This is a genomic window from candidate division WOR-3 bacterium, assembly GCA_039804025.1.
GTDB lineage: Bacteria > Hydrothermota > Hydrothermia > Hydrothermales > JAJRUZ01 > JBCNVI01.
The window spans coordinates 45,998-61,514 of sequence record JBDRZP010000016.1 but is presented as its reverse complement, the minus strand read 5'-3'; the positions used below and the strand labels follow the sequence as shown (position 1 = coordinate 61,514).

The window sequence follows — 15,517 nt, the reverse complement described above, 5'->3', positions numbered from 1 at the left end:
ATATCAGAAAGCTTCTTTAAATCAGAAAAAGAGGGCTTCCTCTCTCCCCTCTCCCACCTTGAAACCGTTAGCAACTTATAACCAAGCAAAGAAGCAAACTCCTTCTGCGTCAAACCTTTATTTTCCCTCAATTCCCTTATTTTTTTCCCAATAATATCCATTCTTAATTATATAGTAAAAAATTTAAATTTATCCAATTCGGATTAATTTGATTTTATTTATCCAATTTGGATTAAAATTAAAATATGGAAAAACTAAAAGTTATTTATACTGGTTTTCCTTCACCTGCAAGGGATTATGAAGAAAAGCCTCTTGATTTAAATAAATTTATAGTTTCAAATCCCTTTTCCACTTTCTTTATGAGAGTAGAAGAAGATTTTGAAAGGGAGGGTATTAAAAAGGGTGATATAATTGTTGTGGATGCATCAATTGAAAAATTTGAAAATAGATTAATTGTGGCAGAATTTAAAGGTGATTTTGTAATAGGAAGAATTATAAAAGAAAAAGGTAAAAAATTTTTTATTTCAAAAAGTATAAAGGAAGAAATAAAAGAAAACATTGAGTTTGAAGTTTTTGGTATTATAACTTTTCTAATAAGGAAGCTTTAAAATGGCTATAGGTGTTATTGATTGTGATAATTTTTATGTTTCCTGTGAAAGAATCTTTAGACCTGATCTTAAAAAAGTTCCATGTATTGTTCTTTCAAATAACGATGGCTGCATAATAGCAAGGTCAAAGGAAGTTAAGGAAATGGGTATTCCAATGGGTGCTCCTTATTTTAAATATAAGAATATAATTGAAAAAAATAATATCTTTTTATTCTCATCAAACTACACCCTTTATGAAGAAATTTCAAATAGGGTAATGGGAATAATAAAAAGTTTTGCAAAAAAAATAGAAGTTTATTCTATTGATGAAGCCTTTATTGACCTTGAAGGAATTGAAAATAAAGAAGAGTTTTTAAAAAATATTAAAGAAAAAATTGAAAAATGGGTAAAAATTCCTGTTTCCATAGGAATAGGTGAAACAAAGGTTCTTGCAAAAATTGCTCTAAAATTTGCCAAAAAAAATGAAAATAAAAAAATTTTTAATATAATAAATCATCCTGAAAAAGATGAATTATTAAAGAAAATAGATGTGGAAGATATATGGGGAATAGGACCTGTATCAGCAAAATTTTTAAGAGAAAAAGGAATTTTTAATGCCTATCAATTTAAAAATTTGAATGAGGAATGGGTAAGAAAAAACCTCACTCTCAGAGGATTAAAAATACTTAAAGAAATTAAAGGAATAAAATGTTTTGAAATAGAAGAAAATTTAGAAAGAAAAGGTATAAGTTCGTCAAGAACCTTTGGAGAAAAAATAGAAAAATTTGAAGAACTAAAGGAAGCAATTACATACCTTATATCAGTAGCAGCAGAAAGATTAAGAAGCGAAAACCTTCTTGCCTCTAAACTTCATATCTTTATAATGAGCTCCCCCTTTGAAAAAAATTTTTATTTTAAAGATATGGGAATAAATTTACCATCTCCAACAGCTTATACACCGGATCTTGTTAAATTTGCTGAAAAAGTTTTAAAAATAATTTTTAAAGAAGGAATCAAATATAAAAAAGCAGGTATTTACTTTTGCGGACTTATAAAGGATGAGAAAAAAATAAAAAACATATTTTCTGACAAATTCACTTTTACTGAAAAAAAGAAAAAGATAATTTTTACTATAGATAAAATAAATAAAATATTTGGAAGAGAAACCATTTATCTTGCTGGAGAATTTATAACAAAAAAATGGGACATGAAACAAATTTATAGATCAAGAAGGTATACAACAAGATGGGAAGAGATAAAAGGGGTAAAAGTTTTATAAATATTAAAAAGGACTCATTCCAAGAAAAAGACGGGAAACCAAACTGGCAGGTAAAAAAACTAAAATTTCAAATAAGGGTATTCTCAAAAAACTTGAAATAAATATAAGCCCTGCAAGTAAAAAAAATCCATAAGGCTCAATCTCCTTATATCTTAATTTCCATTCAAAGGGTAAAAAAAGTATAAGAATTTTTGAACCATCTAAAGGAGGTATGGGCAATAAATTAAAAAAAGCAAGAATCAAGTTTATTACATAAGCTGAGAGAAAAATTTTATAAAGATAAAATAAAAAAAGATTTTCTGTAAAAGGAAAAAGAAAGAAGATTCTCAAAATAAGGGAAATTATAAAGGCAAGAATTAAATTGGAAAGAGGACCCCAAATTGCAACCTTCGCCATATCCTTTTCAGGGTTTTTAAAATAAAAGGGATCAACAGGAACAGGTTTCGCCCATCCAATGTGAACAAGAAATAAAAATATAAAACCAAGAGGATCAATATGGGAAAGTGGATTTAAAGTTAACCTTCCTGAAAATTTCGCTGTAGGATCACCTAATTTGTATGCAACTAAAGCATGCGAAAACTCATGTATTGTAAGTGCTATTAAAATTCCAGGTAAAAAAATCAAAAGGTTTACAATATCAAACATTTCAGAATTTTATTATAAATTCTGCTCTTCTGTTCTTCTCTCTTGCTTCTTTTGTGTTTTCATTAACCAAAGGTCTTGAGTCTCCAAAAGCGGAAGTATAAATTCTTTCAGGTGGTATATTCTCTTTTGTGATTAAAAATCTTACAATCTCGGTTCCTCTTCTTGCTGATAGCTCCCAGTTTGTTGGAAATAAATCCTTTTTCGTTTGAACAGGAATATTGTCGGTATGGACCTGAATTTCCAATTCTTTATAAGGAAATTCCTTTATAATTTTGGCAAGTTTAGAAAGCTTTTCTTCACCCTGTTTTGAAATCACATAATTACCTGGTAAAAAGATTTCATCAGTTGGAATTATCACTTTCATCAAACTCCCCTCTGATATTACTTTAAATTCTTTTGATAGCTCCTCTTTTGCCTTTAGAAGAGGTTCCGGTAAATTAAGAGAAAATGTATCTTTTTTCATAGGATTTAGATTTTCCAATTCTTTTGAAATTTTTAAAACTAAAAATTCATTTTCCCTTTTTAAATCCTTATTTTCAAGCTGTAAAGGGACAACTACAAAAAAATAACCGAATATCAATAAAGAGATGAGAATTAGAAATATTAAAAACAATAAAATATTTTTAAATTTCAATACCCCCCTCCTCAAATAGATATCTTTTTATTTTCTGTGTTGTTGTTTTTGGAAACTCCTCATCTCTCAGGGAAAAGGATCTTATCTTTTTATAATCAGCAAGTTTTTTATTCACTTCTTCTATCTCTTTTTCAATCCATTCCCTTACCAAATCTTCAGTAACATCAACATTTAGTTCTTTTGCTCTACTATCAATTTCCTCATAATTGGGGTATATTATAGCATGTATAATTTCTGTTTTAGTTTTTGGGTGAATTTTTGCCAGAACAATGCATTCTTTAATAAAAGGAGATTCAAGTAATTTTTCTTCTATTTCTTCAGGATATATATTTTTACCACCTTTTGTTACTATAACTGATTTTTTCCTTCCTGTAATATGAATATAACCATCCTCATCTATATACCCTAAATCTCCTGTTAAAAACCAACCATCTTTAAAAACTTTTTCTGTTGCCTTTTTATCCTTGTAATATCCTAACATAACAATGTCACCTTTAACAGCTATTTCACCAATTCCATTTTCATCAGGATCCATGATTTTTACTTCAACACCAGGAATAGGTGGTCCAACAGACTCAATTTTATTTTTACCTTTTGGAGGATTAACTGAAACCACAGGAGAAGTTTCTGAAAGACCATAACCCTGATATATAGGAAATCCTAATTTCTTGAATCCCCTACCTACCCATGGTGGCAAAGCAGCACCACCTGAGATTATATATCTGATCTTTCCAAACCCAATTCTCTCCCTTACTGTTTTAAAAAAAATCTTTGAAGTTTTCTCTCTTGTTATAGGATCTAAAAAATTTGTTAAAAGAGACATAAACTTAAAGAAAGCCTTCTTACCAGGTGAAAGGCTTTTTATATTTTTCTGAATACCATTAAACAACTTTTCAAGCAATAATGGCACTGTAAGAAATATTGTAGGCTCTGTTTCTCTCAAATCTTCAAGAAGCTCAGTTGGCTTTAAAGACCTTGCATAAGTTATTTTTGCCCCTACATATAAAGGTGCAAGAAAACCACATGTTCCCTCAAAAACATGATGAATAGGCAAAACAGAAAAAAGATGATCATTTTCATTAAAATCAAAGACCTTTAAAACTGCTTCAATGTTACTAATAATATTTTTATGAGAAAGCATTACACCCTTTGATGTTCCTGTTGTCCCTGATGTGTAAAGGATTATTGCAAGCTCATTTTCATCTCTTATAGCAGGATATTCAAGTTTTTCTTTAAAAAAAGAAACTTCTTTAAAAGAAAAAGTGCTCTCTTTTCCATTAGGAAAAGAAATTATCCCTTTTAAACTCTCAATTTTATCTTTTATTTCAAGAATATCAGACACAAATCTTTCACTCACAAAAATAAACTTACATTCTGAATGTCTCATAAAATGCTCCCAGTCATAAGGACTTGCTCTTGCATCAAGAGGAACACAAACTCCACCTGCCCATTGTATTCCCAAATAAGAAATTCCCCACTCAGGACAGTTTTCACCTAAAATTGCTGCTCTATCACCCTTTACAAAGCCTTTTGATTTAAGATAACCCCCAATAGATTTTATCATTTCAAGAACCTGCGAATATGTGAAAGTTTCAAAGGTATTTCCCCTCCTTATCCTTGAAAGCATTTGATCTTTTGAAATGGAGTAACCTCTCAAAAAAATATCTGCTATTTTTTCCATAAAAGAATTTTATCTTAATTTATTTCTCAAATTCCACAATTTTGCATATTTAATAAAAGTATGAAAGGCAGAACATACAGCAAGTATGAAACCTTGAAATCCATCAAGGAATCCGAGTTTTAAAAAATACATTCTTACAAAAAAATAAAAAGGTCTTAAGGTTAAATCAAAAATACTCACTCTTTTACCTTTTTCAAAAAGTTCTCTTGCTGAGAGTTCTGTGTAAAGATTTAACTTTTTTAAATAATGAAAAAGATCAGGATCTGTATAATGGATAATCCTGCCTTTTTTTATTCTTTTAGTTTTTCCGTAAATTAAAACTTTTTCATGAACAATGTTATCAGAAATTCTTGCTTTTCCTTTTTTAAAAACCCTTAAAGAAAAATCAGGATACCATCCTCCATGATATATTAATTTTCCAAGAAAATAAGAAATTCTATTCAAAAATAATCCATCAACTTCATTTTTTTTTATTTCTCTTTTAATTTCTTCTATAAGAATATCTTCAAGGACTTCATCAGCATCAAGGAAAATTACCCAATCAGAATTTACTTTTGAAAGAGCAAACTCTCTCTGATTTTTGAAATTATCAAATTTTCTTTCAAATAACAAACAATTTTTTCTCTTTACTATATCAATCGTATTATCTTTAGAACCTCCATCAACAACTATTATTTTATCACAGAAGGAGAGAGAATCAATTGCTTTTTCAATTGTATTTTCAGCATCAAGAGAAATTATTACACCTGTTATGTTGAACATCAATTAAAATAATTCAAAAATATTTTTCAGTCTCTTCTTTCCAGTTTTTCAAGTAGGGATCTTAATTTTTCAGCTCTTTTTGGATGTCTCAATTTTTTTAATGCCTGGGCTTCTATCTGTCTTATCCTCTCCCTTGTAACTCCAAATATTCTACCTACCTGTTCAAGTGTCATTGGTGGATGATTACCAAGACCGAATCTTAACTTAATAACCTTTTGTTCTCTCTTTGTTAAAGTTGATAGAACTTCTTCAATTGTTTTTTTAATAATTGCCTCTCGGGCAAGCTCAGAGGGAGATTTTGTAAACTGGTCAGCAATTACCTCTTCCATAACTCCCTCTTCATCTTTTCCTATAGGTTTATCAAGAGAAAGAGGCTGATGGGAAACATCAAGAGCTTGTTTTACCTTTTCTTCAGGCAAACCTAAAATATCTGAAAGTTCCCTAACAGTTGGTTCTCTTCCGTAAGTTTGTAAGAAATCCTTTTGTGCTTTTGAAATTTTTGTTAAAGTTTCTATCATATGAACAGGAACTCTTACAGTTCTTGAATTATCAGCAATTGCCCTTGTTATTGCCTGTCTTATCCACCAAGTAGCATATGTTGAGAATTTATAACCTTTTCTGTAATCAAATTTTTCTACAGCTTTTAAAAGACCAATATTTCCTTCTTCTATTAAATCAAGAAATTCAATTCCCCTATTCATAAACTTCTTAGCAGTCCCTATCACTAATCTAACATTTCCTTCAACCATCTTTTTCCTTGCATAATTATAAGCCTCTTTTGCTTTTTCTATTTCTTCTTTAATTTTTTCAAGTTCTTTGTAAGAAAAACCAAGTTTCTTTTCATATTCTCTTATTGAATTTTTTAAAACGTTTAATGTCTCCTTAACTTTATTTATTACAGGGTCATTATTTGAATTATCTTTCTCCTTTTCCTCTAATTCCTCTTTTAATCTTTTATATTCTAAATTTAAATTTTCAAGGGTTTTTATCTCTTCATATAATCTATCAACATTTTCCTGAACATAACTGAATTTCGGAACTATTTTTGTAAATAATTTTTCAAGTTCTTTTTTTTCTTCCCCATCTAAATCCTTTAAATTTTTCTTTTTATTTTCAAAAACATCTTCATAAAATTTCAAAAATTCCTCTATACCCTTTTGTACTCTCTTCTTTTCTTTTCTGTTAACAACCTTATTTGTCCAGTAGCTTGAATCAACTTCCAGTATTTCCTCAGGCTGCAATTCAAGGTCCTTAACTTTTCTTAGGAAAAAAACAAATCTTTTTAACCCAAAATCAGTTTTAAAAAGAATCTCCTTCATTTTTTCCTTAGAATCAAAAATAGTCTTTGCAAGAGCTACCTCTTCTTCCTTTGTCAGAAGTCTTAAATTGGAAATCTGCTTTAAGTAAGTTTTGACAGGGTCATCCTTTACCTTAATCTCAGGTTCCTCAATCTCTCTTTCTTTTTTTCTTTCATCTTCTTCAACAATCTCTATTCCTTCTGCAAATAGTGCCTCAATAACCTCATCAACAAGATTAGGAGGTAAATTGGTTGTTAGGTCATTTAAATCTTCCTGTCTTATTTGTTTATTTTTTTTGGCTTTTTCCATAATCCTATCTATAACACTCTGAATTAACATCTGTTCAATCTCTTTTCCTTCTATTTCATTATTTTTTTTATTTTTAATTCTTTTACTGTTTTTCACTGACATTTTTCCTCCTTTTCTTTTTGGCTAATAGGATTTGAACCCTTACTTTCCTTATACTCATTCCACTCCTTAAAAATTTTTTCTTTTTTCAATATTCTCTTCATTTTTTTCTCAAGCTTCTCAAAAGCAAACTCGTAAGGTTCAACCTCTCCTTTTTTTTCAAAATTTAAAAACTTTTCTCTTGCTTTAAATATTGCTTCCACCACCTTTTTCCTTTCATTATCACTTAACTCAAAAAGAAGCTCCTCCAGTGTGTTTCCTTCTCGAATTTTAATTAAAATTCTTTTTAAAAGCTCACTCTTAAATACCCTTTCATCTATACCTCTTTTTTCAATTTCTTCTTTATTAAATTTATTAAAAGAAGCTATTATACCAAAAAGACTGAACTCTGAAGGTAAAGCATCCTTACTTTCATTTTTTTCTTCTCCTAAAAATTTAACTTTTGACCTTATATATTCCGGAGATATTAAAAATTTTTCTGAAACTCTTTTAATAAACAATTCTCTCTCAAGCTCAGAGGGTATATTGGATATAAACTCTATCATTTCATTGAGGAGAATACTCTGAGCATAAGGATCATAAGGAATATTTTCTGGAAGAAGAGCATCAAGAAAATTTTTAGAGGAACTCAAAACTTTTTCCATTTCTTCCCTACTCTCTTTTTTTAGGTAAGAATCAGGATCTTCATTAGGAGGCAGTTCTGCGATTTTAACCTTCAAATTCGTTTTAAGTAAAAAAGGCAAAGTTCTTTTCATTCCACGTTTTCCTGCATTATCTCCATCAAATAGTATTATAATAATATCAGCAAATCTCTTCATAATCAAGGCTTGTTCAACTGAGAAAGCTGTTCCAAGTGGTGCCACAGTATTTTCAAAACCATTTTCAACCATCCTCATTACATCCGTATAACCTTCTACAAGTATAAGGGTATTTTCCTTTTTTGCCTTATTTTTGGCAATATCAATTCCATATAGATTTTTACTTTTCTTAAAAATCTTACTATCTGGAGAATTCAAATATTTGGGTTCACCCTCAAAGGCTCTTCCTCCGAAAGCTATACACTTAGAAAAAGTATTAAAAATAGGAAAAATAATTCTATCCTTAAAAAAATCCTTTAATACCCCTCCTAAACCTGTAATAAGACCAACTTCAAGGAGAAGTGAGGGGTTTATCCCCTTTTCTCTTGCTTTTTTAAGAATATAATCACCAGAAGATGGTGCATAACCTATTCTAAATCTCCTTATTGTATTTAACTTAAAACCCCTTTCTTCAAGATAGTTTCGTGCTTTTTCTCCTTCTCTTTCAAATAAAATCTTTTCATACTCATTAAGAGCAAATTCAAGAACCTCAAAAAGCTTTAAAATTTCCCTATCCTCAGAGATTCTATCTTCCTTTAATTTTATTCCAGCATCTTTTGCAAGTTCTTTTAAGGCTTCATACTTTGATATACCTTCTATTTCAGAGATAAGATGAACTAAATTCCCTGACTTTCCGCACCCAAAACAATAAAAAAGACCTCTTTCAGGATCAAAAGAAAGGGAAGGTTTTGTATCAGGATGAAAGGGACATAAAGATTGGTAATTTTTACCGCTCTTTTTCAAATCAAGATATCTCTGAGCTACTTCAAGAGGAGAAATTGAAGATATTATTTCATCATAAATATTCATGTTTTTTTAAATCTAATAACAGTTACTCCATCACCTCCTTCATTCCATGAAGGGTGAAAATATTCCTCTACAAAATCTATATTTTTAATAACATCAAAAACCATTTTTTTCAAGATACCTTTCCCTTCACCATGCACAATTCTAACTTCATTATAACCTGCTGCTCTTGCATCATAAAGGAACCTTTCAACAAGTTCCTCAGCTTCTTCCTTTTCCATTCCCCTTATTGATAAAACTCTGGAAGGTAAGGGAATAGAATAAAGGTTAATATCAATTTCCTTATGAATCTTTTCTTCAACCGGTTCTCTCAAATAACTCACAGGAACTTCCATTTTTTTACCTTTTACATCAAGAACCGCCTTATCACCTTTAATTTCCAAAAGTTTACCTGTTACTGAACTTTCCTTAACTGAATAAAAGCTACCTATTTCTAACCTTGAGGGGATTCTTTCTTCAACTTCGCTCTTTTTTTCTTCTATCTTTTGAATCGCTTTCTTTAAAATTCTTTTATCCTTTTTTTCTTCAAATTCCTTTAAAATCTTACTTATTTCTTTGTTCCATTCTTCAATTTTTCTTTTCAGTTCCTTTTTATATTCAGATTCCAGTTTTTCTCTTTCTTTTTTTAAATTTTCTCTTTCCTTTTCTAGCTCCTTCTTTTCTTTATCTATCTCAGCTTTCATTCTATAAATCCTATCAATTATTTCTGTAGATTCAGGCATTTTTTCAAAAATTGATTCAGGTAAATTACATTTTCTTGCAACGAGCAATGCATAACTGGGAGAAATTTTCATTACCTCAATCTTATATGTAGGTGATAGAGCTTCAAGATCAAGTGTAAAAGCGGAAATCAAGACTCCTTTTTCTTCTCTTAAATAAGATTTAATTTTATCATTATGAGTAGCACATATAGTTTTAATATTTTTATCTCTATATTCTCTTAATATACCAATACCAAGATTTCCACCTTCTTCTGGGTCAGTATTCCCCATGAATTCATCAAGAAGAACAAGTTTATCCTTAAAACTTTCAGAAAAGGATTTTTTTATTTCTTCAAGATAAAGAGTAAAACTTGAAAAACCTTCCTCTATTTTGCTTCTCTCTTCAAATCCAGCCATAAAAATTTTTTCTGGAATATAAAAATAACTTTGTGAAGATGAGGGAACAGGTATTCCTCTTTTAATCATTTCTATCAAAAGATAAATGGTTTCAAGAAAAGTAGTTTTTCCTCCACCATTTGGACCTGTAACAAGTAAAACACTCTCTTCTTCAGGAATTTCTATTGTGTACGGAACACATTTATTTTGTAGTTTTATTTTAAGTAAAGGATGATAAGTATTTATCAATTTGAATTTCTTTTCTTTTCCAAATTGTGGAATCTCACCTGAAATCTTATTTGTAAACAAAAACAGGGAAGTATAATAATCAAGTTTTGAAATGTAATACACCAGTTCAGAAATTTCCTCCTTTAAATCATTATATTCAGAAAAAACTTGATTCACTATTTTTCTTTCCTCTTCTTTTTCCATATCTTCATAATGTCTAAACTTAGAATTAAGGGTTACTATGTCTTCAGGTTCAACAAAATAACTTTCTCCGCTCCTTGAATAGGCGATAAGTTTTACATTTTGAGGTAAAGTTTTTAAACATATGGTAAATCTACCTTCCTTATAATAGATTTCTTCATCCCTTAAGATATTTTCCTTTTTGTACTTTTCAATAGAAATCTTAATCCTTCTTTCTATTTCCTGATAAAGCTCTCTCTTCTTTTCTCTTATCTCTCTCAATGCTTGAGATGCAGTATCCTTTATATTACCCTCATCATCAAAAGTCATTTCAAGTTTCTGGTAAAAAGATAAAATTTCATAATCGAAAGGTAAATATAAATCTGCATCTTCTTTAAGATTTTCTATCTCTCTTCTTATCTCAATTACATATCTTAAATAATTTCTGAACCATACAAAATATCTGGAAATAGATGTCCCTGCTTCTAATTTTTTAAAATCAGGTAAAGAAAAGTTTTTCTTTCTTAGTAAAACACTGTATCTTTTAAACTCTTCAAACCTTTCTTTAATTTTTTCGATATCATTTTCTTCACTAATATTTTTTAAATAATCCAATCCACCTTCGGTCTGTAAATATTGGGAAATAAATTCTAAAATTCTCTTCAAATACTATTTCTTAAGTTTTTCCTGAATTTGCTTTAATCTTCTAAGAACTCTTCTCCTTGCTGTGGCAAGCTCCTTTTTCCTCCTTTCAGATGGTTTTTCATAATGTTCTAATCTTTTTACCTCATCCATAATCTTATCTCTGTTTAAAATTTTTTTAAATCTTCTTAACATTTCTTCAAAACTTTCTCCTTCTCTTAGTTTTACTCCTGTCATAACTTTTTTCCTCCTTGCAGTTTAACGGGAATAGAACCCTTTATCCAGGAGGCCATCCCAAAATTCTGCCTCCCAGTATATGAAAATGTAAATGAAAAATACTCTGCCCCGCCTCTTTGCCATCATTTATAACAATTCTATAACCTTCTCCGAGATTTTTTTCAAGTGCTATTTTACTTGCAACTCTTAACAAATGCCCAATTAAATAACTATCTTCTTCTTTCACATCTCTTAAAGCACTAATATGCTTTTTGGGAACAATCAGAATGTGGACTGGAGCCTGTGGATTTATATCCTCAAATGCTAAAGATAAGTCGTCCTCATATACAATTTTTGAATTTATTTCTTTTTTTATGATTTTACAAAAAATACAAGCCATTATACATTCCTCCTTTCAGTTAAATATAGTAAAATGATTCCTGCAAATAAAAGTGCGGTTTCTGTTCTTAAAGTTCTTAATCCAAGATTCCACTCTTTAAAACCTTTCTTTCTCAAATAATTTATTTCTCCATCTGTAAAAGAACCTTCAGGACCTGCTACTATAACAGCCTTATTAAAATTCTTTTCCTTCAATTCAGGCATTGCTTTTATCCTTTCATTCAATAGAATTTTAAAATCATAGTCACTTACATAATCACAAAATTCTTCTAATTTCATAGGTTTTTCAATTAATGGTAATACACTTCTCCTTGATTGTTTCATAGCTGAAATTGCTATCTTATTCCATCTTAAAAACTTTCCCGCCCCTGGTTCTACCTCTGTTCTTTCAGTTAAAAGGGGAATAAACTTACTAACTCCAAGTTCAGTCCCCTTCTCTATCAAAAGTTCCATTCTTTCACCTTTCAAAATACCACAAGCAAATGAAAGTTCAAAGGGTATTTCATTAGGTTTTCTTCTTTTTTCAATAATATCACCCTCTGCATAACCATCTTCAGTTTTAGTAAGCAAAACTAAATATTCATCACCCTCTCCATTTACAACTTTTATTATATCTCTTGGTTTTTTCCTTAAAACTCTATATAGATGGTTATACTCCTCACCAACAATAAAAACTTTATTATCTTTTATATCACTTTTTTTAACATAAAAGTATCTTATATCCATTACTTTTTAATTTCCAATAATTTTTTTAAAATTTCTTTTTCTTCTCTTGAAACTTCCTTTGGAATCTCTACATCAATCTCTACAAAAAGATCACCCTTATTACCATTTAAATCCTTTAATCCTTGACCTTTAATTCTTAGAATTTCTCCAGTTTGAGTTCCAGGGGGAATTTTAAGTTTCAGCTTTTTACCATTTAAAGAATCTATTGATAATTCTCCTCCCAACACAAGAACTGGGTAAGGAACTTTTACTTTCATTTTCAAATCCTTACCCCTTCTTTCAAACCTATCATCTTTTATCTCATTAATTACAACTATAAGGTCTCCAGATTTACCTCCTCTTAAACCTGCATTACCCATACCTTTTAATCTCAACATTTGGCCTTCTTCAACTCCTGCTGGAATATTTATCTTAATCATTTCTTCTTTCATTACTCTTCCTGTACCCTTACAAACTTCACATAGATCTCCTATCACTTTTCCAGCTCCTCTACATGTGGGACATGTAGATTGAGTCACAAAATGTCCAAAAGGTGTTCTACTTTCCCTTCTAATATAACCTGTCCCTCTGCAAGTTTCACATGTTTTAAATGATTTAGATTTAGAGCCCGTGCCTCCACAGGTATCACACCTTACAAATCTTTTTACAAGAACTTTTTTAGATACTCCTGAATCAATTTCCTGTAAAGTTAAAGATATTTTTATTCTTAAATCTTCACCAGGTTCTTGAATGAAATATTCACTCTTTTCTCTTTCTCTCTTCCCTCCAAAAAGAAAATCAAAAATTGAGGAACCAAAACCAAACTCTTCAAAAATTCTTCCTATATCGCCAAAAATATCTTCAAGATCTTCAAAATGAGAAAAATCTCTCCACGTAAAATCTCCTTCTCTAAAAACTCCTGCACCTTTTAATCCTTCATGCCCATATCTATCATAAATCTTTCTTTTCTCCGGATCACTCAATACCTCATAAGCCTCTGATATCTCCATAAATTTCTTTGCTGCTTCTTCCTTATTATCAGGGTTTCTATCAGGATGATATTTTAAAGCTAATCTCTTATATGCTTTTTTTATCTCCTCCTGCGTTGCATCTCTACTAACCCCGAGTATTTCATAATAATCCTTCTTATTCATCTATTTTTTAATCAATAACCTCGTAATCTGCATCTACTGTTTTATCTTTTCCCTTATCCTCCTTTTTTTCTTCTACTTTTTCTTCTGGTGGAGTCCTCATACCCTCTGCACTTCTTCCTCTTCCTGAATAAAACTCAGCACCTCTTCCACGCTGATAAATTTCCTCTGTTGCCTGATACCAGACTTCTTGTAATTCTTTCATTTTATCCTTAATATAACCCGCATCATCTTTTTTCATAGCTTCTCTCAGTTCATTCAACTTCTCCATTACTCTGCTTTTCTTACTGGAATCAATCTTATCACCAAGATCTCTGAGTGATTTTTCTACAGTGTAAATAAATGAATCTGCCTGATTTTTTGTATCTATAAGTTCTTTTCTTTTTCTATCCTCCTCCGCATGCATTTCTGCTTCTTTTATCATTCTTTGAATCTCCTCCTCAGTTAAACCTGATGAAGAATGAACTCTTACTTTTTGTTCTCTTCCTGTTGCAAGATCTTTTGCTGATACATGTAAAATTCCATCAGCATCAATTTCAAATGTAACCTCAATTTGAGGAACACCCCTTGGAGCAGGTGGTATACCGTAAAGTTCAAATCTTGCAAGAGACCTATTATCTTTAGCCATTGGTCTTTCACCCTGTAATACGTGAATAGTAACAGCAGTTTGATTATCCTGAGCAGTTGTAAAAATTTCAGATTTTCTGACAGGAATAGTAGTGTTTCTTGGAATTATAACAGTCATAACACCTCCAAGTGTTTCTACCCCAAGAGAAAGAGGTGTAACATCAAGAAGGACAATATCTCTTTTTACTTCACCTGCAAGAACTGCTGCCTGAATTGCTGCACCCATTGCTACTACTTCATCAGGATTAACACCTTTATGAGGTTCTTTTCCAAAGAAACTTCTTACAGCTTCCTGAACTGCTGGAACTCTCGTCATTCCTCCAACAAGAATCACCTCGTTTATATCAGAAGGTCTCAATTTTGCATCCTCAAGCGCCCTCTTACATATTTCTATTGTTCTATCTATCAAATCTCTTACCATTGCTTCAAATCTTGCCCTTGTTAATTCTCTTTCAAGATGTTTGGGACCTGCAATAAAAGGAAGTGATATAGTTGTAGTCATCATTGTTGAAAGTTCAATTTTGGCTTTCTCCGCAGCTTCCTTTAATCTCTGCATTGCAGATCTATCCTTTCTCAAATCAATTCCTTCCTCTTTTAAAAACTCCTCAACAAGCCAGTCTATAATTCTCTGATCAAAATCATCACCACCTAAATGAGTATCACCATTTGTTGATTTTACTTCAAAAACTCCCTCTTCTGAAAGTTCAAGGATTGATATATCAAATGTTCCTCCACCTAAATCATATACAGCAACTTTAATATCTTTCTGCTTATCAAGACCATAAGCAAGAGCAGCAGCAGTAGGCTCATTAATAATTCTCAAAACTTCAAGCCCTGCTATTCTACCTGCATCCTTTGTAGCCTGTCTCTGAGCATCATTAAAATATGCTGGAACTGTTATTACAGCCTGAGTTATCTTTTCACCAAGATATTCTTCAGCACTTTCTTTTAAATACCTTAAAATAAATGCAGAAATTTCAGGAGGGGAATATATTTTATCTCTTATTTTAACTCTTGCATCATCATGCGGACCTCTTACAACTTCATAGGGAACTCTCCTAATCTCCTCCAGAACCTCATCATACCTTCTACCCATAAATCTCTTTATAGAATAAACTGTATTTTCAGCATTAACAATTGCCTGTCTTTTTGCTATGCTTCCCACTATTATCTCTCCTGTTTCTCTAAAAGAAACAACAGAAGGGGTAACCCTTCCACCTTCTTTATTCGGAATTACTTTTGGCTCATTTCCTTCCATAATTGCAAGACAGGAGTTTGTGGTTCCAAGATCTATACCAACCGCCTTTGCCATAT

15 protein-coding genes are annotated in these 15,517 nt (G+C 30.8%); 2 read left to right on the top strand and 13 right to left on the bottom strand.

Features of this window, described 5'->3' with window-relative positions:
* A partial coding sequence (locus ABIN73_07045; protein MEO0269479.1) for a helix-turn-helix transcriptional regulator occupies positions 1-161 on the bottom strand: 161 nt, incomplete at its 3' end.
* 84 nt (positions 162-245) lie between these two features.
* On the opposite strand from ABIN73_07045, the gene ABIN73_07040 reads away from it, so the two are divergent.
* Both ABIN73_07040 and ABIN73_07035 read left to right on the top strand, forming a co-directional pair.
* Positions 246-608, top strand: coding sequence for a S24 family peptidase (locus ABIN73_07040; GenBank protein MEO0269478.1), 363 nt, complete (start codon positions 246-248; stop codon positions 606-608).
* Between the two features lies 1 nt (position 609).
* Positions 610-1,866 carry a Y-family DNA polymerase gene (locus tag ABIN73_07035; GenBank protein ID MEO0269477.1) on the top strand — a complete coding sequence of 419 codons (1,257 nt, stop codon included), beginning with the start codon at positions 610-612 and terminating at the stop codon, positions 1,864-1,866.
* Positions 1,867-1,869: 3 nt separating this feature from the next.
* Here ABIN73_07035 and ABIN73_07030 read toward each other — a convergent pair whose 3' ends face one another.
* Genes ABIN73_07030 through dnaK form a run of 12 tightly spaced genes read right to left on the bottom strand, consistent with a single transcriptional unit; the run spans position 1,870 to position 15,515 of the window.
* Positions 1,870-2,511 (bottom strand): site-2 protease family protein, encoded by a 642-nt coding sequence (locus ABIN73_07030; GenBank protein MEO0269476.1) that lies wholly within the window; start codon positions 2,509-2,511, stop codon positions 1,870-1,872.
* 1 nt (position 2,512) lies between these two features.
* Positions 2,513-3,145, bottom strand: coding sequence for an OmpA family protein (locus ABIN73_07025; GenBank protein MEO0269475.1), 633 nt, complete (start codon positions 3,143-3,145; stop codon positions 2,513-2,515).
* On the bottom strand, positions 3,135-4,826 hold the full coding sequence (locus ABIN73_07020; protein MEO0269474.1) for an AMP-dependent synthetase/ligase: 1,692 nt from the start codon (positions 4,824-4,826) through the stop codon (positions 3,135-3,137). The genes ABIN73_07025 and ABIN73_07020 overlap by 11 nt, the downstream gene beginning before the upstream one ends.
* Before the next feature lie 9 nt (positions 4,827-4,835).
* A complete protein-coding gene (locus ABIN73_07015; GenBank protein ID MEO0269473.1) occupies positions 4,836-5,588 on the bottom strand; it encodes a glycosyltransferase family 2 protein in 753 nt (250 codons plus the stop codon).
* A 26-nt stretch (positions 5,589-5,614) separates the two neighbouring features.
* Entirely contained in the window at positions 5,615-7,297 is a 1,683-nt protein-coding gene (locus tag ABIN73_07010; protein MEO0269472.1) for a sigma-70 family RNA polymerase sigma factor, read from the bottom strand.
* On the bottom strand, positions 7,288-8,961 hold the full coding sequence (dnaG, locus tag ABIN73_07005; protein MEO0269471.1) for a DNA primase: 1,674 nt from the start codon (positions 8,959-8,961) through the stop codon (positions 7,288-7,290). The genes ABIN73_07010 and dnaG overlap by 10 nt, the downstream gene beginning before the upstream one ends.
* Positions 8,958-11,078 carry a Smr/MutS family protein gene (locus ABIN73_07000; protein MEO0269470.1) on the bottom strand — a complete coding sequence of 707 codons (2,121 nt, stop codon included), beginning with the start codon at positions 11,076-11,078 and terminating at the stop codon, positions 8,958-8,960. The genes dnaG and ABIN73_07000 overlap by 4 nt, the downstream gene beginning before the upstream one ends.
* A gap of 54 nt (positions 11,079-11,132) precedes the next feature.
* The gene (rpsU, locus tag ABIN73_06995) at positions 11,133-11,342 is read right to left on the bottom strand and encodes a 30S ribosomal protein S21 (protein MEO0269469.1); all 210 of its coding nucleotides are present in this window, start codon (positions 11,340-11,342) and stop codon (positions 11,133-11,135) included.
* A 40-nt stretch (positions 11,343-11,382) separates the two neighbouring features.
* On the bottom strand, positions 11,383-11,724 hold the full coding sequence (locus ABIN73_06990; GenBank protein ID MEO0269468.1) for a histidine triad nucleotide-binding protein: 342 nt from the start codon (positions 11,722-11,724) through the stop codon (positions 11,383-11,385).
* Positions 11,721-12,446, bottom strand: a complete 726-nt coding sequence (locus ABIN73_06985; protein MEO0269467.1) for an RsmE family RNA methyltransferase — start codon at positions 12,444-12,446, stop codon at positions 11,721-11,723. The genes ABIN73_06990 and ABIN73_06985 overlap by 4 nt, the downstream gene beginning before the upstream one ends.
* A complete protein-coding gene (dnaJ, locus tag ABIN73_06980; protein MEO0269466.1) occupies positions 12,446-13,579 on the bottom strand; it encodes a molecular chaperone DnaJ in 1,134 nt (377 codons plus the stop codon). The genes ABIN73_06985 and dnaJ overlap by 1 nt, the downstream gene beginning before the upstream one ends.
* A 7-nt stretch (positions 13,580-13,586) precedes the next feature.
* Entirely contained in the window at positions 13,587-15,515 is a 1,929-nt protein-coding gene (gene dnaK / locus ABIN73_06975; protein ID MEO0269465.1) for a molecular chaperone DnaK, read from the bottom strand.
* Positions 15,516-15,517: the final 2 nt, after the last annotated feature.